This is a genomic window from Paracoccus jiaweipingae, assembly GCF_044335505.1.
Lineage (GTDB): Bacteria > Pseudomonadota > Alphaproteobacteria > Rhodobacterales > Rhodobacteraceae > Paracoccus.
This window is the reverse complement of sequence record NZ_JBISBS010000001.1, coordinates 526,211-548,249: the sequence shown is the minus strand read 5'-3', so window position 1 is coordinate 548,249 and position 22,039 is coordinate 526,211. Positions and strand designations below refer to the sequence as shown.

The window sequence follows — 22,039 nt, the reverse complement described above, 5'->3', positions numbered from 1 at the left end:
AGCCGTCGCTTGAACAGGAGGAATGGATATGAGTGACGTGATCAATGGCGCGGTCGAGGCGCTGAACAAAAAGATTTCCAGCTTTGACGGCAGCGCGAAATTCGTGATCGAGGGCGAAGGCGCCATCGTCATCGACCAGTCCGGCGCCCGCGCCGGGGACGAGGAGACCGACGTCACCCTGACCGCCAGCCGCGAGACGTTTCAGGGCATTCTGGAAGGCAATGTCAACCCGACCACCGCGTTCATGACCGGCAAGCTGAAGCTGGACGGTGCCATGGGCACCGCGATGAAGCTGGCCGCCGCGCTGGCCTGAGGCGATGCAGGCGGCCCCGTTCCATCGGCTTGACGGCGATGCCGAATCGCCGGCGCGCGCCTTCTGGCTGCGGGCCGATGACGGGGTGCGGCTGCGGGCGGCGCTGTGGCGCGCGCCCGACGGCCCGCCGGCGCGGGGGACGGTGCTGCTGTTCCCCGGCCGGACCGAATATCTGGAAAAATACGACCGGGTGGCCCGCGATCTGCTGGCCGCCGGTTTCGCGGTTCTGGGGATCGACTGGCGCGGTCAGGGCGCGTCCGACCGGCTGCTGGATGACCCGCGCCCCGGCCATGTCGCGGCATTTGCCGATTATCAGCGCGATGTCGTCGAACTGATCGTCGCCGCCCAGAAATTGTCTTTGCCGCAGCCTTGGCATCTGCTGGCCCATTCGATGGGCGGGGCCATCGGGCTGGCGGCGCTGCATGACGGCCTGCCGGTCGTCAGCGCGGCGTTTTCGGCGCCGATGTGGGGGATCCGCAACCCGCTGCCGCCGGTGCTGGCGCAGGGGGTTGCCGCGGCCGCCTCGGCCATCGGGCTGCGCAGGCGGACGGTTCCGGGCTCGGGCGGGCGGGGTCAGCAGACCTATGTTCTGTCCGCTGGCTTTGCTGATAACCTGCTGACCCCCTGCCCCGCAAACTGGTCCCGTCTGGTGACCGAGGCCGCCTTCTGGCCCGATCTGACGCTTGGCGGGGCGACCTTTGGCTGGGTCGCCACCGCGCTGGCCGAATCGGCGCGGCTGTCGCACTTGCCCGCACCTGACCTGCCGGCCTTGGCCTCGCTTGGTTCGGACGAACAGATCGTCAGCCCCCCCGCCATTCGCCAGCGCATCGCGGACTGGCCCGGCGCAAGGCTGGTCAGCATCGACGGCGCCCGGCACGAGGTGCTGTTTGACACCCCCGCCCGGCGCGACCTGTTCCTGAACGCCGCGCTGGATCTGTTTGGGCGCCATGGCGGATGAATACCTGACACATTTTCTTGCACGCGCCTTGAACAGCGACAGGGCAACTGACAGATCGGGGTTAACGAAAGGATAAGACATGCTGAATGCACTGAGCCACCCGTTGGCCCCCGCCCCCCAGCCGACCCGCGCACCCGAGGCCGCGCACAGCGCGCCAGCCGCCCCCGCTGATCTGCCGGTCTGGGATCTGACCGATCTTTATGCCGCGCCCGATGCGCCGGAACTGGCCGCCGATCTGACCCGGCTCGAGGTGGCCTGCGCCGATTTCGCCCGCGACTATCAGGGCAAACTGGCCGATCTGACACCCGCGCAGATGCTGGACGCCGTCACCCGATACGAGGACATCGACCTGATCGGCGGGCGCATCATGTCCTATGCCGGTCTGCGCTATTACCAGAACACCACCGATGGCGCGCGCGCCAAAATGCTGTCGGACCTTCAGGACAAGATCACCCGCTTTACCACGCCACTGGTGTTTTTCTCTTTGGAATTCAACCGCATTCCTGATGAAACTTACAGGGCGGTCTTTACCGCACAGGGCGGCCCGGCGCGCTATAAGCCGGTCTTTGACCGGATGCGCGCCATGCGCCCCTATCAACTGTCGGATGAGCTGGAGCAGTTCTTGCACGACAATTCCGTTGTCGGCGCCAGCGCGTGGAACAAGCTGTTTGACGAAACCACCGCTGGCCTGACCTTCAATGTCGATGGCGCGGATCTGGGGATCGAGGCCACGCTGAACCTGCTGTCGGATCACGACCGCAGCCGGCGCGAGGCCGGCGCCCGCGCCCTGGCCGAGGGGTTTGGCAAGACGGTCAAGCTGTTTGCCCGCATCCACAACACCCTTGCCAAGGAAAAGGCGGTCGAGGATCAGTGGCGCAAAATGCCCACCCCGCAGACGGCGCGCCACCTGTCCAATGATGTCGAACCCGAGGTGGTCGAGGCCCTGCGCAACGCCGTCACCAAGGCCTATCCGCGCCTGTCGCACCGCTATTACCGGCTGAAAGCCAAATGGCTGGGGCTGGACAAGTTGCAGGTCTGGGACCGCAACGCCCCGCTGCCGACCGAAACCCCGCGCGATATTGGCTGGGACGAGGCGCGCGATACCGTGCTGTCGGCCTATGCCGGGTTCGACCCGCGTCTGGCCGATCTTGCACAGCCCTTCTTCACCAGCGGCTGGATCGACGCGGGCGTCACGCCGGGCAAGGCGCCGGGCGCCTTTGCCCACCCGACCGTGACCGATGTGCATCCCTATGTGATGCTGAACTATCTGGGCAAACCGCGCGACGTTATGACGCTGGCGCATGAGCTGGGCCACGGCGTGCATCAGCGGCTGGCGGCGTCGCAGGGGGAATTGCTGGCATCGACACCGCTGACGCTGGCCGAAACCGCCAGCGTGTTCGGTGAAATGCTGACCTTCCGCAAGCTGCTGGCCCACACCACCGACCCGGTTCAGCGAAAGGCCCTGCTGGCCGGCAAGGTCGAGGATATGATCAACACGGTCGTGCGCCAGATCGCCTTTTACGATTTCGAATGCCGCCTGCACGCCGCCCGCGCCGAGGGGGAACTGACCCCCGAGGATATCAACGCGCTGTGGATGCAGGTTCAGCATGAATCGCTGGGGGATGCGTTCGAATATATGCCCGGATATGAAACCTTCTGGACCTATATCCCGCATTTCGTGCATTCGCCGTTTTATGTCTATGCCTATGCCTTTGGCGACGGGCTGGTGAACGCGCTTTATGCCGCTTACGAGGCCGCCCCCGAAGGCTTTGCGGATAAATATTTCGACATGCTGCGCGCTGGCGGGTCCAAGCATCACCGCGAATTGCTGGCCCCGTTCGGGCTTGACGCCAGCGACCCTGCTTTCTGGGACAAGGGCCTGTCGATGATCGAAGGCTTCATCGACGAGCTGGAAGCGATGGAGGCCTGAGGCCGCTTGCCCCCTGCCTGTCCGTCACGCGCGGTCAGGCAGGGCGGCCTGCGGGCGGTGCCCCGGTCTGCCGCGGGAATGATCCGTCAGGCACCCGTTCAAGGCCACCGCGCCTAACACCCTCTGGCCCTTGAAAAAATTTCTTCACGACTGATCATCGGCCCCTTTCAGGGCTGTGGGCATCTGCGGCCAGCTTTCGTTATCTTATGCCCGTCAGCCACCAACACGCGCTGGCAGCGGCAGGGCGCAGGTCGCCCTTGACGGTTTCTAAACGCCCATTGCGGCGGATGGGACTGCCCCGGCGCTTTGCGATCACGGCGGCCCCGGATGTGCCGCGCCCACGGCCTGCGGCCCAGTGATCTCCGGTGGGAACCTCGGGCGGTCAGGCGTCGCCGCCAGCGCCCCCTTCAGGATTGGCGCGCATGGTGCGGATTTCACGCACCAGCAGCCGGGTCGAGCCATCCTGCCCCGGAACCTCTTGCCCATCCAGCAGCGGTTCCAGCCGCATGGCCAGTTCCTTGCCCAGTTCGACCCCCCACTGGTCAAAGCTGTTAATGCCCAGAATCACCCCTTCGACGAAAACACGATGCTCATACAGCGCGATGATCTGGCCCAGCGTGAAGGGCGTGGTCCGCGGGATCAGCAGCAGGGTCGAGGGCCGGTCCCCCGGAAACACCCGGTGCCGCGCCTGCCGCTCCAGCTCGGGACCGCACAACCCGGCGGCCTGCATCAGCGCCCGCGCCGCCGTCAGATCGCGCCCCAGCATCAGCGCCTGCGCCTGCGCCAGACAATTGGCCATCAGCAAACGGTGATGATGATCCAGCGCCGGTTCGTGGCCGCGCGCGGGCAGGATGAATTCGCAGGGCACCACCTGCCGCCCCTGATGGATCAACTGGTAAAAGGCGTGCTGACCGTTTGTCCCCGGCTCGCCCCAGACGATGGGACCTGCGGGCATGGACAGATCGCTGCCATCCATCGCCACAGCTTTGCCGTTCGATTCCATTTCAAGCTGTTGCAGATAGGCGGGCAGCCGCGCCAGCCGGTTATCATAGGGCAGCACCGCGCGGGTCGGATAGCCGCAGATCTGGTGATGCCAGATCCCCACCAGCGCCAGCACCACCGGCAAATTCGCAGCCAGCGGGGCCTGTCGGAAATGGTCGTCCATGGCGCGGGCACCGGCCAGAAACGCGTCGAAATCATCCGGGCCGATGGCGATCATCAGCGACAGCCCGATCGGCCCCCAGACCGAATAACGCCCGCCCACCCAATCGGCAAAACCAAACACCTGATCGTCGGGAATGCCCCAGTCGGCCACCCGGTCTGCGGCGCTGGACAACGCCACGAATTGCCGCGCCGGTTGGGCCACGCGCGCCGCCATCCAGCGCCGCGCGGTCTGGGCGTTGGTCATGGTTTCAGTGGTGGTAAAGGTTTTGGACGCCACGATCACCAGCGTCGTTTCCGGGTCAAGACCGTCCAGCGTATCGGCAATATCGGCACCATCGACATTGCTGACGAAATGCAGACGCGGTCCGTCATGAAAGGGCGCCAGCGCCCGAACCGCCATCGCCGGTCCCAGATCCGACCCGCCAATGCCGATATTGACCACATCGCGGTACCGCCCGCCCTGACCGGCAATGCGCCCGTCGCGCAGCCCCGATGCAAAGTGCCGCATCGCCGCCAGCGTGTCGTGGACCGGTCCGATGACATCCTGACCATCCACCAGCACCGGGCCATTCGCGGCGCGCAAGGCAGTGTGCAACACGGCGCGGTCCTCGGTCTGGTTGATGCGGGCGCCGGAAAACATCGCGTCCCGCCGTGCCTCGACCCCGGCGTCGCGGGCAAGGGTCAGCAACAGATCGCGGGCAGCGTCGTCGATGGCGGTCTTGGACCAGTCCAGAACCAGTCCCCCGGCGCGCAGCGTGAACCGCGCCGCACGGTCCGGGTCGGCGGCGAACAGCGCGCGGATACCCTGCGATTGCGTGGCCGCGCGATGGTCGCGCAGGTTTTGCCAGATGTTACGCAATGTCATGCCCTGTTCCTTATTCCGCCCAATGCACCACCAGATTGCCCATGACCGCGCGGATCGGTGCGTCGGTCGGGGGCAGGCTGGCGGCGGCCTCGAACGCGGCGCGTTTCTCGGGGCCGAAGATCAGCAGATGGGTGCTGATCGAATCGCGCAAGGCCCGCGCCGACAGGGTGATGCGCGGCTCGTCCGTGTTGGCGCCTGTCACCGGCAGAACCGCCGGGGCGTCGGGGGCCAGCGCCGCCGCCAGACCCGGTGCGCCGGGAAACAGGCTGGCCGTGTGCATGTCATGGCCCATCCCCAACAGCGTCACGGTCAGCGGCAGCAGGGGCTGGACCCGGTCCGACAGCACCGGCGCGGCGTCCTGCGGTGTGGCGATGGCGTCATAAAGATCGACCATCCGCGCAGCCGCGGCCCTGTCTTTCAGCAGATGCCGGCGCAGCAGGCGCCCGTTCGAGCGCTTGTGACCGCCCGGCACCCACCGTTCATCGCCGGGCAGCACCGTCACCCGCTGCCAGTCCAGATCCGCCCCCGAGAGGGTCTCGAACACCTGAACCGGGCTGGTGCCGCCGGGCACGCACAGCGTCGCGCGGTCCTGTGTGCGCAGATGTTGGGCCAGTTGCCCGGCAATGCGGTCGGCCAGCGAAATCGCCAGCATCTCGCGGTCGGGATAAGTGATGAATTCGTCGCTCATGACCGGATCTCCCGCCAGCGGCGATTGTCGCGATGCATCAGCCGCAGCGATTCCTCGGGGCCCCTGGTGCCCGGATCATAGGGTTCGGGGGCGGCGCTGCTGTCTTCCCAGCCGCGAATGATCGGGTCGATCCAGTGCCATGCGGCCTCGACCTCGTCGCCGCGCATGAACAGGGTCTGGTTGCCGCGGATGACATCCATGATCAGCCGTTCATACGCGTCGGGCATATCGGTGCCGTCCGGTCCCAGCGCCTCGGCAAAGGACATATCCAGCGGCACCTGCACCAGCCGCATCCCGCCCGGCCCCGGTTCCTTGATCATCACCTTCAGGTTCATCCCCTCATTGGGTTGCAGGCGGATGACCAGTTCATTGGCGCGGGGCTGTTCGGCCTCGTCAAAGATGGAATGCGGCGGTTCCTTGAACACCACGGCGATTTCGCTGGTGCGGGCGCGCAGCCGCTTGCCGGTGCGCAGGTAAAACGGCGTCCCGGTCCAGCGCCAGTTCGAAATGCCGACCTTCATCGCCACGAAGCTTTCGGTGCGGCTGGCGGCGTCACCGGCATCCTGGGCATAGCCCGCCTGACCATCCGCCGCCTGATACTGGCCGCGCACCACATCCTGCGCGGCAACCGGCTGTAACGCGCGGATCACCTTCAGCTTTTCGTCGCGCACCGCATCCGGGTCGAAATGATAGGGCGGCTCCATCGCGATCAGACACAAAAGCTGCATCATGTGGTTCTGGATCATGTCGCGCATGGCGCCGGATTTGTCGTAATAATCGCCGCGACCGCCGACCCCGACCGTTTCGGCCACAGTGATCTGGACGTGATCGACATATTGCGCATTCCACAGCGGCTCGAACAACATATTGGCAAAGCGCACCGCCATCAGGTTCTGAACCGTTTCCTTCCCAAGGTAATGGTCGATGCGGTAAATCTGGCTTTCGTCGAAATGCCGCGCCAGCACCTGGTTCAGCGCGCGGGCCGAGCCAAGGTCGCGCCCAAAGGGCTTTTCCACCACGATCCGCGCCTGATCATCCGCCATGCCATGCCGCGACAGCCCCTGCGCCAGATCCCCGAACAGCGCCGGCCCGACCGAGAAATAGAACGCGTGCACCACCCCCGGACGCAGCCGTGCGCGCAGATCGTCCCAGCCGCCATCGCCGCGCGCATCGACCGTGACATAGCCCAGATGGTTCAGAAAACCGTCCAGCGCCGCAGGGTCGGCAACCGTGCTGAATTCGGTGATCGCGGCGCGCATATCGTCGCGAAAAGCCGCATCGTCCATACCCGTGCGGGCCGAGCCGATGATTCGCGCCCCTTCGGGCACCTGCCCGGCAAGGTAACGCCGGAACAGCGCCGGCATGATCTTGCGCCGTGCAAGATCGCCGGTCGCGCCGAAAACGACCAGATCGAAATCTTCGACCGGGATGACGCGTGAAACCATGGTGGTGTCCTTCAGCATCTGGCGACCCCGTGTAACTTATGTTTGCGCTAACGGCAAGATCGCCCGCGCCAGACGGGGCAAACGCGCCTGCTTAAGCATCGGTTTCACCTCCATCCGCCCACCGGCCGCCAGCGCCCGCGCATGGGTGACCGCCACGGCTTCCTGAACCGCCTGCGGATCGCGCGCCAGACAGTCCAGCAGAAACGGGTCGGGATGGATGGCCCGCACCCCCACAGCCGCCAGCGCCCGGCGCGGAAAATCGCGCAGATTGGCGGTCACGATCACCCCCGCCCCACCGGCCAGCGCGGTGGCCAGCACATGCACATCCGCAGGATCGGGCAGGTCCAGCCCGCGCAGGGCGGCCTCGTCCCCGCCGGTGATGGTGGCATCGGGAAAGCGGCGGGCCAGCAGCGCGGCCTCGACCCCGGCGATGCGGGCCTGATCGGGACCAAGGCGCAGCGCGGCCCCGGTCCATTCGTCCAGAATGCGTTGCGACCACAGGGGCCGGAACAGACCGGATGCCGCGGTCTCGGTCAGGATCTCGCGCAGGATGGTGGGGAACAGGACGCAGGCATCCAGAACCGCGCGCATCCTAGCCATCCAGCCGGAAGAACAGCGCCTTGAGATAGCCGGTTTCGGCCAGTTGCGGCAGCGTCGGGTGGTCGGGACCGGCCTGCCCGGTATGGATCAGCTGCATCCGCCGTCCGCCCCGACCCACCCCGCGCGCCGAAGCATTGCGGAAAGCGGTCAGATCGGCGGCATGGCTGCATGAACACAGCCCCAGATACCCCCCCGGCGCCACCAGCGGCGCCGCCAGCCGCGCCACTTTCTCATACGCGCGCAACCCGGCCTCAAGCGCGGGTTTCGACGGCGCAAAGGCGGGCGGGTCACAGATGACCAGATCGAACTGGGCCGATTCGGCGGCCAGTTGTTCCATCTGATCAAAGGCATCGCCCTGGCGCAGCACCAGACGGTCGGCAACCCCCATGGCCTGCGCCCCGCGCCGCGCCAGATCAAGCGCCGGGGCCGAGCCATCGACGCAGGTCGCCTGCACCGCGCCGGCGGCCAGCGCCGCCAGCCCGAAACCGCCGACATGGCTGAACACATCCAGCACCCGCGCGTCCGATGCCAGCCGCTGGCCAAAGGCGTGATTGGGGCGCTGGTCGTAAAACAGCCCGGTCTTTTGCCCGCCCATCAGGTCGGCCAGATAGATGGCGCCATTCATCGGCACCTCGATCGGGTCGGGGGTGGTGCCGGACAGAACCTCCATCCGTTCGGCCAGCCCCTCAAGCCCGCGCGCCCGGCCCTGCCCGTTCAGCACCACGGTCTGCACCCCGGTCACCGCGCGCAGGGCATCAGCGATATGGGGGGCCATGGCATCGGCCCAGGCGGCATTGGGCTGGATCACAGCGGCATCGCCAAAGCGGTCGATAATGACACCGGGCAGACCGTCGGCTTCGGCGTGGATCAGGCGATAAAAGGGTTGGTCAAACAGCCGTTCACGCATCTGCAAGGCCCGCGCCAGCCGCGCCTGCAACCAGTCCCGATCAATCACGGCCTGCGTATCGGCATCCATCACCCGCGCGATAATACGCGAATTGGGGTTGACCGTGACCAGCGCCAGCGGGCGGCGCTCGGCATCCTCCAAAACGGCGAAACTGCCGGGTTCCAGCGCGCGGGTGCGGCGATCCGTGACCAGCTCGTCGGCAAAAACCCACGGGAAACCGTGGCGAATGGCCTGCGGTTTGGTCTTGGGGCGCAGACGGATGACGGGCAACGGGCTGGACATGGAAAACCTCTGGTCTTTTGGCGCTTGTCGCATGACCACGGGGCAACGGCAACGGGGGGCAAAGGGGTGCGGCGGTTGGCGGCAGGCACGGCGCTTGCGCAGTTATCGCTAACGGCCTAACATGCCCGCCAGCCACCGAAAGGAGCCCGCCATGCCGCTGGATCCCCGCATCGCCAAAGTCACCGAACGCATCCGCCAACGCTCGGCCGGCAGCCGTGCCGCCTATCTTGACGGGATTGCCCGCATGGCCGAAACCGGGCCGCGGCGGGCGCATCTGTCCTGCGGCAATCAGGCGCACGCCTATGCCGCGATGGCGGACAAGCAGGCGCTGGCCGATGGGCAGGGGCCAAATATCGGCATTGTGACGGCCTATAACGACATGCTTTCGGCGCATCAGCCCTATGCGGACTATCCGGCCCACATCAAGGCGGCGGCGGCGCGGGTCGGGGCCACGGCGCAGGTCGCGGGCGGGGTGCCGGCCATGTGCGACGGGGTCACGCAAGGCCGCCCCGGGATGGAGATGTCGCTGTTCTCGCGTGATGTGATTGCGCTGTCGGCGGCGGTGGCACTGTCGCATGACACCTTCGACGCGGCGGTGTTTCTGGGCATTTGTGACAAGATCGTGCCCGGTATGGTGATGGCGGCGGCCAGTTTTGGGCATTTGCCGGCGGTGTTCCTGCCCTCGGGGCCAATGCCGTCGGGGCTGCCCAATGACGAAAAGGCCCGTGTGCGCCAGAAATTCGCCGCCGGAGAGGTCGACCGCGCAGCGTTGATGCAGGCCGAGATGGCCAGCTATCACAGCCCCGGCACCTGCACCTTTTACGGCACCGCCAATTCCAACCAGATGCTGATGGAATTCATGGGTCTGCAACTGCCCGGTTCCAGCTTTGTTACGCCCGGCACGGCACTGCGCGATGCGCTGACGGATGCGGGCGTGGCGCGGGCGGCGGCAATTACCCGGCTGGGGAACGCCTATACCCCGGTTGGGCAGATCCTTGATGAACGCGCCTTCGTGAACGGCATTGTCGGGCTGATGGCGACGGGCGGGTCGACCAACCACGTCCTGCATCTGCCTGCGATGGCACGGGCGGCGGGGGTGATACTTGAGCTTGAGGATTTCGACGAAATCTCGCAATCGGTGCCGCTGATGGCGCGGGTCTATCCGAACGGGCTGGCGGATGTGAACCATTTCCACGCCGCCGGGGGGCTGGGCTTTATGATCGCGCAATTGCGTCAGGCCGGGTTGCTGCATGACGACGTCACCACCATCTGCGGGACGGGGCTGGACGCCTATTGCCAAGAGCCGCGGCTTGGCCCCGACAGCGAACTTGTTTGGGCACCCCATGCCGCAGACAGCCTGAACGACAAGATCCTGCGGCCGGTCAGCGACCCCTTCGCACCGACCGGCGGCTTGCGCCGGCTGACCGGCAATCTGGGGCAGGCGGTGATCAAGGTCTCTGCCGTCAAGCCACAGCATCAGGTGGTCGAGGCCCCTGCCCGCATTTTTACCGATCAGGCCGAGGTCAGGGCGGCCTTTGCGCGCAATGAATTCACCAGCGACATGATCCTTGTCATGCGGTTTCAGGGCCCATCCGCGAATGGGATGCCGGAATTGCACGCCCTGACCCCCGTTCTGGCGGTGTTGCAGGAACGCGGCCTGCGGGTGGCGCTGGTCACCGACGGGCGCATGTCCGGGGCCTCGGGGAAAATCCCCGCCGCCATCCACCTCAGCCCCGAGGCCGCGCAGGGGGGGCTGATCGCCAGGCTGCGCGATGGCGACCTGTTGTGTCTGGATGCGCCGTCCGGGCGGCTGGATTGCCTGACCGAGGGTGTGGAAAACCGCGATGCCGCCCCCGCACCCGTGTTGCCCCCAATTCACGGGCGCAACCTGTTTGCAGCGTTCCGTGGCCATGTCGGCCCCGCAACCAGCGGGGCCGCAGTGGTGGTCTGACGCGGCGCGGCGGGCCACGCCACTGCTTTTCGCCATCTCAGGCCGCGCTGCGGGCTGGCTTTGCCGGTTTGTCCGCAATTTGGGCGTTGTCGACGTCAAACCGGTCCAGCATCGCGTTCAGTTCTGCCACCTGTTCGGACAGGGCGCCGGCGGCGGTTGCATATTGCTCGGACATGGCAAGGTTGGCCTGATTGACGCTGTCAAGCTGGGACAGCGAGGTCGAGACCTCACGCACGCCGGTCGATTGCTCGGTCGTGGCGTGGGCGATGCCGGTGATATTTTCCACCACGCCGCCCGCAGCGGTGCGGATCTGGTCCAGCACCGTGCCGGCATCGCGCACCAGTTTGACGCCCATCTTGACCTCGTTCTCGCTTTTCGAGATCAGCTCACCAATATTTTGCGACGCTTTCGCGGATTGTTGCGCCAGGTTGCGCACCTCGTTTGCGACGACTGCGAAACCACGCCCCACCTCGCCGGCGCGGGCGGCCTCGACCGCGGCGTTAATGGACAAAAGGTTGGTCTGGAAGGCGAAACTTTCGATAACGCGGGTGAATTCGCCCATCTGCCGGGTGTGTTCGTCGATGCGTTCGATCGCCTCGATCGCCTTTCCAACGATTTCAGCCCCGCGCAGCACCACCTGTTGCGCATCGCGTGCCGCGCCATCGGCCTGTTGTGCCGATTCGCTGGTCATGGTGATATTGCCGGAAATTTCCTCGACCGCTGCGGCGGTTTCTTCAAGCGCGGCGGCCTGACTTTCGCCCCGATGGGCCAGATCCTGTGCCCCGCGCGAAATTTCCGTCGCTTCGCTTTTCATGATGCCGGCGCGCGACCGGATCTGGGCCACCAGATCGGCAAACACCGTCAGGGATTTGTTGAAACTGTCGCGCAGTTCAACGAATTCACCCTGGACCTTATCGCTGATGCGATGGCGCAACTGGCCCCCGGCCAGCGCCTGAAGCCCGGCGGTCAGTTCACGCACCGCATCGACACGGGCGGTCACGTCGGACGCATATTTGACCACCTTGACCACATTGTTCATATCGTCCCGCACCGGGCTGTAATAGCCAAAGATCCAGACCGTGCGCCCGCCCTTGCCGATACGGCGGAAATCGCCGCCATGTGCCTCGCCCCGCGCCAAGGCCGCCCAGAATGCCTGATAGTCGGCGCTGCGCTGTTCATCGGGGTCGACAAACATGCGGTGATGGTGGCCTTTGATGTCATCCAGCCGATAACCCATGGTCCTGAGGAAATTCTCATTCGCGTCCAGGATCGTGCCGTCGGGGGTAAATTCGATCATCGCCTGCGATTGCGACATCGCCTGCAGCTTGGCTTGCGCATCCAGTGCCTGCCGCTTTGCCTGCGTGATGTCGACCGCAAAGGCCACCACCTCGGTCACCTGACCGCTGGCATCGCATACCGGCGTGTAAAGCGCGTTGATATAGAATGTCTGCCCCGACTTATTGATTCGCTTGAAATCGCCGGTCTGCGGTTCGCCCCGCTTGAGGGCGTTCCAGAATGCCTCGGACCGGGCGGGGTTGGGCTGGGACGGATCGCTGAGCATCGAGACGTCGCGCCCCATCAGTTCATCGCGGGCATAGCCCGAGAGCCTGAGGTAATTATCATTCACCGCGGTGATCCGACCGTTCAGATCAAGCCGCAGGATGCACTGGACCTCTTCAATGGCCGTCATGGCCTGAACAAGGTCAGGATGGGTAAAGCTGGTGTCTGGCATGGTCAAAACCTTTTTGCGGGACTGTGACCACGGTCTAGCGGGAAATCCCTAACAAACCGTTCACCCGAAACCGGGATCAACCCCGATCAAACCAAAAAATAATTCAGATTTTATCGTTTGGCGGCCCGAAACGGGCGATCATGCGGTCGCGGATCTGGTCGCGGGTGGCGCGATAGGCGTTCAGACGCGCCTCGCGGCCATCGACCAGACCGGTCGGGTCCAGAATCGGCCAGTATTCGACATCCAGATGATAAATATGCGTCAGATCCAGCGCCTGACGCTGGCTGGCCGGCGACAGCGCCACCACCAGATCGAAACTGGACAGGTCATCGCCCCAGTCGCGCATCTCGTCGAAACTGCGCGAGCGGTGATTTTCCAGCTCGATTCCGATTTCGCGGCAAACGGCGACGGCAAACCCGTCGATTTCCATGTCATTCTTGACCCCCGCCGACTGAACATAGGCGCGGCGGCCATAGAATTTTTTCATCATCCCCTCGGCCATGGGCGAGCGCGTTGCATTGTGGTCGCAACAAAACAGCACCGACTGAGGGAAATCCCCGGCCACGGCCTTACCGCGCCGGGGTCAGCGCGCAGATCAGCGTGAACAGCCGGCGCGCGGTGTCGATGTCAATATCGGCCTTGCCCTCAAGCCGTTCCTGAAGGACGCGGGCGCCCTCGTTATGGATGCCGCGGCGGGCCATGTCGATGGCCTCGATCTGGGCGGGGGGCAGCTTCTTGACGGCCTCGAAATAGCTGGCGCAAATCTGGAAATAATCTTTCACCACCTGCCGGAACGGGCCGAAAGACAGGTGAAATTCGGCCAGTGGCGCGGTGGCTTCGTCGCTGACGGCAAAGACCAGCCGTCCGTCGCGCACCGCCAGATCCAGACCGAAAGGTCCGTCCGGGGTGGGCTGTCCGGGGCGGTCGGGCAAGGTAAAACTGTTATCTTCAAGCAGGTCGAAAATGGCGACTCGGCGTTCCTGCCCGATCTCGGGCGAGGCCGGGGCCAGCGAGGATTCGTCGATCTCGACGCGGGTCAGGCGGTGGCTGTTGCTCATGCCTCGGGCTCCTTCTGGTTGATCGCGTCAAGACGGGCGCGGACCGAACGTGCATGGGCGTCCAGACCTTCGGAATCGGCCAGCCGGGCCGCCGCAGGACCGATCGTCGCCAGCGCAGCGGGGCTGAGCCGCGCGATTGTGCTGCGTTTCAGGAAATCCATCACCGACAGACCCGAGGAAAACCGCGCAGACCGTGCCGTGGGCAGGACGTGGTTGGGACCGCTGACATAATCGCCCACCGCCTCGGGGGTATAGCCGCCAAGGAAAATGGCCCCGGCATGGCGGGTCCGGGCCATCAGCGCCTCGGGGTCGTCAACGCACAGTTCCAGATGCTCGGGCGCGATGCGGTCGGACAGGGCGGCGGCCTCGGCCAGGTCGCGGGTGACGATCACGGTGCCGTGATCGCGCCAGCTGGCCCCGGCGATATCGGCGCGCGGCAGCGTCGGGATCAGGCGCTGGACGGCGGCGATGGTATCCTGCGCCATCTGCGCCGAATCGGTGATCAGGATCGACTGCGCATCGGCGTCATGTTCGGCCTGTGCCAGCAGGTCCAGCGCCAGCCATTCCGGGTTCTGGGCCGCATCCGCGATAATCAGCACCTCGGACGGGCCGGCGATCATGTCGATGCCGACGCGGCCGAAAACCTGACGCTTGGCGGCGGCAACATAGGCATTGCCGGGGCCGGTGATTTTGTCGACCGGGCGGATGGTGTCGGTGCCATAGGCCATCGCAGCCACCGCCTGCGCGCCGCCGATGCGATAGATTTCATCGACCCCGGCCAGATCGCAGGCCAGCAGCACCAGCGGGTTAACCACGCCGCCCGGCGTCGGCACGCAGACCACCAGCCGTTCCACCCCGGCCACCCGTGCCGGCACCGCATTCATCAGCACCGAGGACGGATAGCTGGCCGTCCCCCCCGGCACATACAGGCCCGCCGCCGAAACCGGCGTCCAGCGCCAGCCCAGATCGGCGCCTTCGGGGTCGGTCCAGCGCTGATCCTGCGGCATCTGCCGGGCGTGATAGGCCCGGATGCGCGAGGCCGCCAGCGTCAGCGCGGCCCGGTCCTCGGGCGTGACCTGCGCGGTCAGGTCGTCGATCTGCGACCGGGTAAAGCGCAGCGTCTGCGGGGTCAGGTCCAGCCGGTCAAAGCGGGCGGTCAGTTCCACCACGGCGGCATCGCCACGCTGGCGCACATCGGCAATGATCCCGGCCACCACGTCACCGACATCGACCGAATCCTCGCGCTTGGCCGACAGGATGGCGGCAAGGCGGGTCGGGAAATCGGGGTCCGTGCTGGTCAGGATCTGCGGCATGGCGGCGGCTTTCTGTCTGGTGTCTGGCGATTGTTAGCGGCTGTGGCGCCGGCTCACAAGCGCGATGGCGCGCGGGGCGGGAACGGGCCGGAACGGGGCGCGCGACCCGGCTGGATGCGGCTGGATGCGGCGTGTGTGTGGGGAGGGGCCTGTCCGCCCCCACCGGCTGCGCCGGTTCCCCCGAAGGTATTTGGGACAGAAGCGAGGCCGGTCAGTCGCCGTGCCGGGGCATCTGTCCCGAAGGCGCGCGATAGGGCCGGGTCACGTCGCGCAGATCGACATTGACGCATTCCACGTCGATGGCGATGGTCCCGTCCCCCGAGAAATCCAGCAGCAACCGGCCCGTGCCATCGGCCTGTTCCTGAAACCCGATCTGCAACAGCGACAGCACCAGCGATGCGTCCTTGCGGTCGATGCCATCGCTGCGCACCCCGGTCACGTCCGAGGCCACCAGCAGGCTGCGCACCCGCTCGAACGCGCGGGGTTCGCTTTGGGCGCGGTCGGCATCCTCCCAGCGGAAGCGGTTGATCAGCGCGGCAAAGCGGCGCGCGCGCGGGTCATAGCTGAGGTCGTCAACCGTCAGCACCGCGTCCTGCACCAGCGCCGACAGGATGCGCAGATCCTGCCCATCCTCGGCGCGCAGGGCCAGCGGCTGATCGGGATCGGCATCGCGAAAGCTGGCATCAGTCATCGTGACGCGCCCCCTGATCGCCCTCGCGCACGCGTTCGATATCGGCGCCCACAGCGCGCAGCTTGCGCACCACGCGTTCATAGCCGCGATCAAGGTGATAGACGCGGCTGAGGACGGTCTCGCCCTCGGCGGCCAGCCCGGCCAGGATCAGGCTGACCGAGGCGCGCAGGTCGGTGGCCATCACCGGGGCGCCGCGCAGCCTGTCGACGCCGCGGACGGTGGCGTGGCCGCCGTGAACCTCGATCTGCGCGCCCATGCGGGCCAGTTCGGGCGCGTGCATGAAGCGGTTTTCGAAGATGGTTTCCTCCAGCACGCTGGTGCCCTCGGCAGTGCACATCAGCGCCATCATCTGGGCCTGAAGGTCGGTGGGGAAACCGGGGAAGGGTTCGGTGCGGACATTGACGGCACGGACGCGGCCATTCTTGCGGCTGACCTTGATGCCGCGCGCGGTCTGGGTGACGCTGACGCCGGCCTCGTCCAGTTTTTCGCAGAAAGCCTGCAACAGCTCGACCCGGCCGCCAAGGCATTCGACCTCGCCGCCGCAGATCGCGGGGGCCAGCATATAGGTCCCCAGCTCGATCCGGTCAGTGACCACGGGGTGGGTGGCGCCATGCAGGCTGTCCACGCCCTGAATGGTGATGGTGTCGGTGCCGTCGCCTTCAATCTGGGCGCCCATCGCCCGCAGGCAGTCGGCCAGATCGACGATCTCAGGTTCGCGCGCGGCGTTTTTCAGCACCGTGGTGCCACGGGCCAGCGTCGCAGCCATCAGCGCGTTTTCCGTCGCCCCGACCGAGACCAGCGGAAACTCGATCACCGCCCCTTTCAGACCGCCCGCCGGTGCCTTGGCATGGACATAGCCGTCGCGCAGTTCCAGATCGGCGCCCATGCCTTCCAGCGCGCGCAGGTGCAGGTCCACCGGCCGCGCGCCGATCGCACAGCCGCCGGGCAGCGACACCACCGCCTGACCGTCCCGCGCCAGCATCGGCCCCAGCACCAGAATCGAGGCCCGCATCTTGCGCACGATGTCATAATCGGCGCGGTGGCTGGTCAGGGCGTGGCTGGACATGGCCAGCACCTGACCGTCCTGAAGGCTGGCGACCTCGGCCCCCAAGCTTTGCAGCAATTCGGTCATGGTGCGGATGTCGGACAGGCGCGGTGCGTTGGTCAGCGTCAGCGGCTGATCGGTCAGCAGCGTGGCCGGCATCAGCGTCAGGCAGGCATTCTTGGCCCCCGCGATCGGGATTTCACCATGCAGCGGGCCGCCGCCGCGAACAATAATCTGGTCCATGCTCTTATTCCTCGGTCGCGTTATCCGAATCCGCGCCAGCCGCCCGGTCGCGGGCCTGTGCCTTGCGCCGTTGCAGATTCGCCCGCAAGGCCGCGCGCAGTCGTTCCTCGCGCGCCGAGGCGCCGGATGCGGGCGGTTTCGCGGGGCGGCCAGCGCCGCGTTCGGTTGTTTCTTTGGTCATGAAAACCCTGTTAACGCTGGCATCGCGTGCCGTCCAGCGCGCGCGATGCGAGATTTTCCCACAAACCCCCTTGCGCATGTCGGAAAGGGCCGTTAAACGACGCTCCACACCGGCGCTGCGGTAGCTCAGTGGTAGAGCACACCCTTGGTAAGGGTGAGGTCGTGAGTTCAATCCTCACTCGCAGCACCATCAGACTTTCCCCTGCAATTCAGACCTTTAGCACCCGCCCTGCGGACAGGCCGCTGATGCCCGTTCCGGGTGCGGTCACGCCACGCTTGCGGGCGGCAAAGTGATGCCCGAGGCCAGCGACAGGGCCACAACGACAGGGCCACAGCACAGAAAAAACGCCGCCACCCGCGAAGGTGACGGCGTTCAATCTGTCAGGCTGGCGCGATCTTACTTGATCTTGCCTTCCTTGTATTCGACATGCTTACGCACAACCGGGTCGTATTTATTGACCGTCATCTTTTCGGTCATGGTGCGGGCGTTTTTCTTGGTCACATAGAAATGCCCGGTCCCGGCCGTCGAGTTCAGACGGATCTTGATCGTCGTCGGCTTCGCCATTTGTCCTTGCTCCTAGCCAGCAGGGTTACCGGCCGCGCGGACCGCAAACACCCCAAAAATTCCTTTGGAAGCCCGCCTTCTATCGGTTTTGCAGCCCAAGTCAAGCGCGAATCCCGCATTTGCGGGGCAAAAGCAGGTCATCTGCGCGGATGGCCTGTAAGCCGGGTTCTGTCCCGGGGGTTGCCCCCCCATGGATGACCATTCATCTGGGCGTATCATTGCTGATACGCTCAAGCTGCCAACCCGGATCTTCTGGGGGCGGGACACCCCTGCCTTGCGGCGCAAGATCCCTATTCGGCATTGCTCCCGGTGGGGCTTGCCATGCGGCCCCTGTTACCAGCGGCCCGGTGGGCCCTTACCCCACCGTTTCACCCTTACCCCGGCGGACCGGGGCGGTCTGTTCTCTGTGGCGCTGTCCCTGGGGTTACCCCCGCCGGGCGTTACCCGGCACCGTGTCCCGATGGAGCCCGGACTTTCCTCGGGGCCCTGAGGCCCCGCGGTCATCCGGCCATCCGCGCGGCACGGATATGGCCCTTGTGGCGGCGGCGGTCAATGGCAAAGCGCGGTCAGGGGCGCTGCCCCTCGGGCCTGCGGCCCTCACCCCGAGGTATTTGGGACAGGCGCGAGGGGGTCGGACGCGGCCCGATAATGCAGCCAGCCGGCGATCCCGCCACCGCCATCACGCGGGTGGGTCTGCCCGTTCATTACCGCGACATGGGCGAAATCGAACGGGCTTAACCCGTCAAGGCAGGCCACGTTCACCCCGTATTCATCCGGGTTCGACCGGCGCTGGTGATGGGTATAGATGCCACAGTGGCGACAAAAGTAATGCTTCGCCGCGCCGGTGTTGAAGGTGTAAAGCCGCAGCGCATCGGCGCCCTGCGTGATCGTCAGCCCGTGCAGCGGCGCACTGACCGCCACCGCGCCGCGCATCCGGCAATAGCTGCAATTGCAACGCCGCGCGGTGTTCAGCCCATCGCTGAGCCGGACGCGGAAACGCACCGCGCCGCAATGGCAGGCACCGGTGGTTTCGGTGATCGTCGTGGTTTCGGACATGACCGCCCCTTTCAGCTTGGCACAAATATCCTCGGGGGAAATCGGCGCAGCCGATTGGGGGCAGACAGCCCCCGCCCCACCCGTCAGCCTGACCGGGATTCACCGAAACGCAAGACCGCCGCCGCGCGGCGCAGATCATGTTCCACGGGCGGATAGCCCACGCTGTCCAGCCAGTCCGGGGTCATCACCGACACCCCGTCCACGGGCCACCACGCCAGCCCCTGACGCGCCAGCCGGCGCCAGTCAAAGCGCGGCCCCGGATCGGTCTTGCGACCGGGGGCCATGTCGGAATGCGCAATCACCCCGTCCGGTCTGATCGACCACCGCGCCATGATGTCGCGCAGCAGCGCCTCAAGCGCGGCCATCTGCGGTTCGGGAAACGGGGCGTCACCGGTATTTTGCAGCTCGATCCCGATGCTGTGGCTGTTGATGTCATCCAGCCCGCGCCACATCCCGGCCCCGGCGTGCCAGGCGCGCTGGCCTTCATCGACCAGTTGTTCGGCCCGCCCGTCAAGGTCGATCAGCCAATGCGCGCTGACCTGTGCCTGCGGGTCGCACAGCCGGGCGCGGCTGGCGGCGCAGCAGGGCATACAGGTGGTGTGGATCACCACCAGCGAGGGCCGCACCCCATCCCGGCGCGGGCCGTGATTGGGCGATGGCAGGCTCATAGCCCCGGCTGGCCGCGATACAGGCGCGGGTCCCAGCCGCAGACGAAACCGTCCCCATCCGGGTCCATCCCGCCGGGGTCGCGGTCCGGGCCGCCCTGCGCCAGAAAGGCCAGTTGCGCGGCATTGGCGGTGGCAAAGCCGCGACAGGCACTGGCGGCGCGGGCCGGGTCGGCCTGCGGGCGGGGGTACAGCCGGGTGCCCGGCTGGTGCTGCACCGCCCCGGCATATTGCGCCAGCCCGGCAAAGCGCTGACGGGCCGTCGCGGACGCGGCCGGGGCCACCGCGACAGTGGCGACCGGGGTCGCGACCACAACCTTGCCGGGGGTCTTCCGGGTCAGGTCCTGCGCGGTGGGGGCCTTGAACGGGCGTGCCCTGGGCATCACCGCCGGGGCCGGGGCGGCACCGGTCAGCGCCACCTCGCGCGTGCGCTGGTAATCGCCATAGGGCGTGTTCGCCATCGTGTAATTCGGGTTCCAGCCCGCGTTTTCATTGCACCCGGCCAGTGCCAGCAGCCCGATCAGCACCCATCCACGCATCTTTGCCCCTTTTCTGTTGCGAAAACAGGCGCGGGGTGACCCCGCGCCTGCTTGCTTACCACCATTTCTGCGGCCTGGCCGTGAACCCCGCAGCGCGTTCCAGCACCAGCGCGTGGTTCAGCAGATCGCCCTCTTCCCAGGGCCGCCCGATCAGTTGCAGCCCCAGCGGCAGCCCCGTGGCGTCCAGCCCGCAAGGGACCGAGATCCCCGGCAGCCCGGCAAGGTTGACCGTCACCGTGAACACATCGTTCAGATACATCTGCACCGGATCGGCCTCGGCCATCTCGCCCAGACCGAAGGCGGCGCTGGGGGTGGCAGGCGTCAGGATGGCGTCGATACCGCTGGCATAGGCCTGATCGAAATCGCGCTTGATCAGCGCGCGCACCTTGCGGGCGCGGTTGTAATAGGCGTCATAAAACCCCGCCGACAGCACATAGGTGCCGATCATCACCCGGCGCTGGACCTCGTGACCGAACCCTTCGGCGCGGGTCTTTTCATACATCTGGGTGATGCCGTCACCCTTGCCCAATGTCGCCCGGTGGCCGTAACGCACCCCGTCATAGCGCGCCAGATTCGACGACGCCTCGGCGGGGGCAATGACGTAATAGGCGGGCAGCGCGTATTTGGTATGCGGCAGGCTGATCTCGACAATCTCGGCCCCGGCATCGCGAAGCATATCGGCGCCTTTCTGCCACAGCGCGTCAATCTCGGGCGGCATTCCGTCCATGCGGTATTCGCGCGGGATGCCGATTTTCTTGCCGCGGATATCGCCGGTCAGGGCGGCCTCGTAATCGGGGACCGGGCGGTCTGCGCTGGTGGAATCCTTGTCATCCACGCTGGCCATCGCGCCAAGCATGATCGCCGCGTCGCGCACCGTCTTGGTCATCGGCCCCGCCTGATCAAGCGAGCTGGCAAAGGCAATCGTGCCCCAGCGCGACACCCGGCCATAGGTGGGTTTCAGCCCGACAATCCCGGTGAACGCCGCCGGCTGGCGGATCGAGCCGCCGGTATCGGTGCCGGTCGCCGCCAGACACAGGTCAGCCGCCACAGCCGATGCCGACCCGCCCGAGGATCCGCCCGGCGTCAGCCTGCGGTCATCGACCTTCCACGGGTTAACCGCATCGCCATAGGCGCTGGTTTCGTTCGACGAGCCCATGGCGAATTCGTCAAGGTTCAGCTTGCCCAACATCACCGCACCGGCCGCCCACAGGTTCCGGGTGACGGTCGATTCATAGGGCGGGACAAAGCCTTTCAGGATGTTGCTGGCGGCGCGGGTTTCGACACCCTCGACGCAGAACAGGTCCTTGATGCCGACGGGAATGCCGCACATCGCGGGCGCGTCGCCCGATTTCAGCCGCGCATCCGCCGCCGCCGCCATGTCCCGCGCCTTGTCGGCGGTGGTCGAGACAAAGGCGTTCAGCGCCCCGGCCCCCGCAATCGCGCCAAGGCAGGCATCGGTCAGTTCAGCCGCGCTGGTTTCACCCCTGCGCAGCGCATCGCGCGCATCCGCAATGGTCAGTTCGTTCAGATTGCTCATTCCACCACCTTCGGCACAGCGAAAAAGCCCTCGCGCGCGTCGGGGGCGTTTTGCAAAATCTTGTCGGGCATATCGCCCGAGGTCACGACATCCTGACGCCGCTTCAGCCGCATCTTTTCAACGCCGGTCATCGGCTCGACGCCCTCGACATCGACCTCGTTCAGCTGTTCCATGAAATGCAAAATCGCATTCAGTTCACCGGCCAGCGCGGGCAGATCGGCCTCGTCGACCGCGATGCGGGCCAGATGGGCGACCTTGCGGGCCTCTTCCTGGGTGATGGACATGGGTCTTCCTTTTCACGTTCAGCGGCGG

Annotated in this window: 22 protein-coding genes, 1 tRNA gene and 1 other RNA gene; 5 read left to right on the top strand and 19 right to left on the bottom strand. The window is 66.1% G+C overall.

What is annotated here, in order from left to right:
- Positions 1-28: 28 nt before the first annotated feature.
- The 3 genes from ACFXP9_RS02780 to ACFXP9_RS02770 all read left to right on the top strand — a co-directional run bounded on the left by ACFXP9_RS02780 (position 29) and on the right by ACFXP9_RS02770 (position 3,201).
- Entirely contained in the window at positions 29-313 is a 285-nt protein-coding gene (locus ACFXP9_RS02780; protein ID WP_397205475.1) for an SCP2 sterol-binding domain-containing protein, read from the top strand.
- A 4-nt stretch (positions 314-317) separates the two neighbouring features.
- Entirely contained in the window at positions 318-1,271 is a 954-nt protein-coding gene (locus ACFXP9_RS02775; protein ID WP_397205477.1) for an alpha/beta fold hydrolase, read from the top strand.
- A gap of 79 nt (positions 1,272-1,350) precedes the next feature.
- Positions 1,351-3,201, top strand: coding sequence for a M3 family oligoendopeptidase (locus ACFXP9_RS02770; protein WP_397205479.1), 1,851 nt, complete (start codon positions 1,351-1,353; stop codon positions 3,199-3,201).
- Between the two features lie 382 nt (positions 3,202-3,583).
- Here the strand turns inward: ACFXP9_RS02770 and pgi are convergent, their stop codons facing one another.
- The 5 genes from pgi to ACFXP9_RS02745 are packed head-to-tail and all read right to left on the bottom strand — an operon-like array spanning position 3,584 to position 9,152.
- Positions 3,584-5,224 (bottom strand): glucose-6-phosphate isomerase, encoded by a 1,641-nt coding sequence (gene pgi, locus ACFXP9_RS02765; RefSeq protein WP_397205789.1) that lies wholly within the window; start codon positions 5,222-5,224, stop codon positions 3,584-3,586.
- A 16-nt stretch (positions 5,225-5,240) separates the two neighbouring features.
- Entirely contained in the window at positions 5,241-5,918 is a 678-nt protein-coding gene (gene pgl, locus ACFXP9_RS02760; RefSeq protein WP_397205480.1) for a 6-phosphogluconolactonase, read from the bottom strand.
- Positions 5,915-7,363, bottom strand: coding sequence for a glucose-6-phosphate dehydrogenase (gene zwf / locus ACFXP9_RS02755; RefSeq protein ID WP_397209982.1), 1,449 nt, complete (start codon positions 7,361-7,363; stop codon positions 5,915-5,917). The genes pgl and zwf overlap by 4 nt, the downstream gene beginning before the upstream one ends.
- Positions 7,364-7,399: 36 nt before the next feature.
- Positions 7,400-7,954, bottom strand: a complete 555-nt coding sequence (locus ACFXP9_RS02750) for an RSP_2648 family PIN domain-containing protein (RefSeq protein WP_397205482.1) — start codon at positions 7,952-7,954, stop codon at positions 7,400-7,402.
- Position 7,955: 1 nt separating this feature from the next.
- Positions 7,956-9,152, bottom strand: a complete 1,197-nt coding sequence (locus ACFXP9_RS02745; protein WP_397205484.1) for an RSP_2647 family RNA methyltransferase — start codon at positions 9,150-9,152, stop codon at positions 7,956-7,958.
- Positions 9,153-9,303: 151 nt separating this feature from the next.
- On the opposite strand from ACFXP9_RS02745, the gene edd reads away from it, so the two are divergent.
- On the top strand, positions 9,304-11,103 hold the full coding sequence (gene edd / locus ACFXP9_RS02740; RefSeq protein ID WP_397205485.1) for a phosphogluconate dehydratase: 1,800 nt from the start codon (positions 9,304-9,306) through the stop codon (positions 11,101-11,103).
- 37 nt (positions 11,104-11,140) lie between these two features.
- Here the strand turns inward: edd and ACFXP9_RS02735 are convergent, their stop codons facing one another.
- The 7 genes from ACFXP9_RS02735 to ACFXP9_RS02705 all read right to left on the bottom strand — a co-directional run bounded on the left by ACFXP9_RS02735 (position 11,141) and on the right by ACFXP9_RS02705 (position 17,366).
- Positions 11,141-12,835 carry a methyl-accepting chemotaxis protein gene (locus tag ACFXP9_RS02735; RefSeq protein WP_397205487.1) on the bottom strand — a complete coding sequence of 565 codons (1,695 nt, stop codon included), beginning with the start codon at positions 12,833-12,835 and terminating at the stop codon, positions 11,141-11,143.
- Positions 12,836-12,938: 103 nt separating this feature from the next.
- On the bottom strand, positions 12,939-13,400 hold the full coding sequence (locus ACFXP9_RS02730; protein WP_397205489.1) for an arsenate-mycothiol transferase ArsC: 462 nt from the start codon (positions 13,398-13,400) through the stop codon (positions 12,939-12,941).
- Between the two features lie 4 nt (positions 13,401-13,404).
- The gene (locus ACFXP9_RS02725) at positions 13,405-13,893 is read right to left on the bottom strand and encodes a UPF0262 family protein (protein ID WP_397205491.1); all 489 of its coding nucleotides are present in this window, start codon (positions 13,891-13,893) and stop codon (positions 13,405-13,407) included.
- A complete protein-coding gene (gene hisD / locus ACFXP9_RS02720; protein WP_397205493.1) occupies positions 13,890-15,206 on the bottom strand; it encodes a histidinol dehydrogenase in 1,317 nt (438 codons plus the stop codon). The genes ACFXP9_RS02725 and hisD overlap by 4 nt, the downstream gene beginning before the upstream one ends.
- 211 nt (positions 15,207-15,417) lie before the next feature.
- Positions 15,418-15,897 carry a DUF2948 family protein gene (locus ACFXP9_RS02715; RefSeq protein ID WP_397205495.1) on the bottom strand — a complete coding sequence of 160 codons (480 nt, stop codon included), beginning with the start codon at positions 15,895-15,897 and terminating at the stop codon, positions 15,418-15,420.
- Positions 15,890-17,185, bottom strand: a complete 1,296-nt coding sequence (murA, locus tag ACFXP9_RS02710; RefSeq protein WP_397205497.1) for a UDP-N-acetylglucosamine 1-carboxyvinyltransferase — start codon at positions 17,183-17,185, stop codon at positions 15,890-15,892. The genes ACFXP9_RS02715 and murA overlap by 8 nt, the downstream gene beginning before the upstream one ends.
- Positions 17,186-17,189: 4 nt before the next feature.
- Entirely contained in the window at positions 17,190-17,366 is a 177-nt protein-coding gene (locus ACFXP9_RS02705; RefSeq protein ID WP_397205498.1) for a hypothetical protein, read from the bottom strand.
- Between the two features lie 114 nt (positions 17,367-17,480).
- Between ACFXP9_RS02705 and ACFXP9_RS02700 the strand changes: the two genes are divergently transcribed.
- Positions 17,481-17,555 (top strand) — tRNA-Thr (locus ACFXP9_RS02700).
- Between the two features lie 207 nt (positions 17,556-17,762).
- Here the strand turns inward: ACFXP9_RS02700 and rpmG are convergent.
- The 7 genes from rpmG to gatC all read right to left on the bottom strand — a co-directional run bounded on the left by rpmG (position 17,763) and on the right by gatC (position 22,011).
- Positions 17,763-17,930, bottom strand: a complete 168-nt coding sequence (gene rpmG / locus ACFXP9_RS02695) for a 50S ribosomal protein L33 (RefSeq protein ID WP_011750518.1) — start codon at positions 17,928-17,930, stop codon at positions 17,763-17,765.
- A 141-nt stretch (positions 17,931-18,071) separates the two neighbouring features.
- Positions 18,072-18,446: RNase P RNA component class A (rnpB, locus tag ACFXP9_RS02690), an RNA gene on the bottom strand.
- Between the two features lie 81 nt (positions 18,447-18,527).
- Entirely contained in the window at positions 18,528-18,986 is a 459-nt protein-coding gene (locus ACFXP9_RS02685) for a GFA family protein (RefSeq protein ID WP_397205500.1), read from the bottom strand.
- A gap of 83 nt (positions 18,987-19,069) precedes the next feature.
- The gene (locus ACFXP9_RS02680; protein ID WP_397205502.1) at positions 19,070-19,654 is read right to left on the bottom strand and encodes an N-acetylmuramoyl-L-alanine amidase; all 585 of its coding nucleotides are present in this window, start codon (positions 19,652-19,654) and stop codon (positions 19,070-19,072) included.
- Positions 19,651-20,190, bottom strand: coding sequence for a hypothetical protein (locus tag ACFXP9_RS02675; protein ID WP_397205504.1), 540 nt, complete (start codon positions 20,188-20,190; stop codon positions 19,651-19,653). The genes ACFXP9_RS02680 and ACFXP9_RS02675 overlap by 4 nt, the downstream gene beginning before the upstream one ends.
- A gap of 55 nt (positions 20,191-20,245) precedes the next feature.
- Positions 20,246-21,727: an Asp-tRNA(Asn)/Glu-tRNA(Gln) amidotransferase subunit GatA gene (gene gatA, locus ACFXP9_RS02670; RefSeq protein WP_397205506.1), complete on the bottom strand. Its 1,482-nt coding sequence runs from the start codon at positions 21,725-21,727 to the stop codon at positions 20,246-20,248.
- Positions 21,724-22,011, bottom strand: a complete 288-nt coding sequence (gene gatC / locus ACFXP9_RS02665; protein ID WP_397205508.1) for an Asp-tRNA(Asn)/Glu-tRNA(Gln) amidotransferase subunit GatC — start codon at positions 22,009-22,011, stop codon at positions 21,724-21,726. Before gatC ends, gatA begins: the two co-directional genes overlap by 4 nt.
- Positions 22,012-22,039: the final 28 nt, after the last annotated feature.

Coding starts and splice junctions, on each gene's coding strand:
- ACFXP9_RS02775 (WP_397205477.1), top strand. CDS start 318: ATGCAGGCGGCCCCGTTCCATCGGCTTGACGGCGATGCCGAATCGCCG.
- edd (WP_397205485.1), top strand. CDS start 9,304: ATGCCGCTGGATCCCCGCATCGCCAAAGTCACCGAACGCATCCGCCAA.
- rpmG (WP_011750518.1), bottom strand. CDS start 17,930: ATGGCGAAGCCGACGACGATCAAGATCCGTCTGAACTCGACGGCCGGG.
- ACFXP9_RS02715 (WP_397205495.1), bottom strand. CDS start 15,897: ATGACTGATGCCAGCTTTCGCGATGCCGATCCCGATCAGCCGCTGGCC.
- ACFXP9_RS02770 (WP_397205479.1), top strand. CDS start 1,351: ATGCTGAATGCACTGAGCCACCCGTTGGCCCCCGCCCCCCAGCCGACC.
- ACFXP9_RS02735 (WP_397205487.1), bottom strand. CDS start 12,835: ATGCCAGACACCAGCTTTACCCATCCTGACCTTGTTCAGGCCATGACG.
- ACFXP9_RS02780 (WP_397205475.1), top strand. CDS start 29: ATGAGTGACGTGATCAATGGCGCGGTCGAGGCGCTGAACAAAAAGATT.
- zwf (WP_397209982.1), bottom strand. CDS start 7,363: ATGGTTTCACGCGTCATCCCGGTCGAAGATTTCGATCTGGTCGTTTTC.
- ACFXP9_RS02725 (WP_397205491.1), bottom strand. CDS start 13,893: ATGAGCAACAGCCACCGCCTGACCCGCGTCGAGATCGACGAATCCTCG.
- ACFXP9_RS02680 (WP_397205502.1), bottom strand. CDS start 19,654: ATGAGCCTGCCATCGCCCAATCACGGCCCGCGCCGGGATGGGGTGCGG.
- murA (WP_397205497.1), bottom strand. CDS start 17,185: ATGGACCAGATTATTGTTCGCGGCGGCGGCCCGCTGCATGGTGAAATC.
- ACFXP9_RS02675 (WP_397205504.1), bottom strand. CDS start 20,190: ATGCGTGGATGGGTGCTGATCGGGCTGCTGGCACTGGCCGGGTGCAAT.
- hisD (WP_397205493.1), bottom strand. CDS start 15,206: ATGCCGCAGATCCTGACCAGCACGGACCCCGATTTCCCGACCCGCCTT.
- gatA (WP_397205506.1), bottom strand. CDS start 21,727: ATGAGCAATCTGAACGAACTGACCATTGCGGATGCGCGCGATGCGCTG.
- gatC (WP_397205508.1), bottom strand. CDS start 22,011: ATGTCCATCACCCAGGAAGAGGCCCGCAAGGTCGCCCATCTGGCCCGC.
- ACFXP9_RS02705 (WP_397205498.1), bottom strand. CDS start 17,366: ATGACCAAAGAAACAACCGAACGCGGCGCTGGCCGCCCCGCGAAACCG.
- ACFXP9_RS02685 (WP_397205500.1), bottom strand. CDS start 18,986: ATGTCCGAAACCACGACGATCACCGAAACCACCGGTGCCTGCCATTGC.
- pgl (WP_397205480.1), bottom strand. CDS start 5,918: ATGAGCGACGAATTCATCACTTATCCCGACCGCGAGATGCTGGCGATT.
- ACFXP9_RS02745 (WP_397205484.1), bottom strand. CDS start 9,152: ATGTCCAGCCCGTTGCCCGTCATCCGTCTGCGCCCCAAGACCAAACCG.
- ACFXP9_RS02750 (WP_397205482.1), bottom strand. CDS start 7,954: ATGCGCGCGGTTCTGGATGCCTGCGTCCTGTTCCCCACCATCCTGCGC.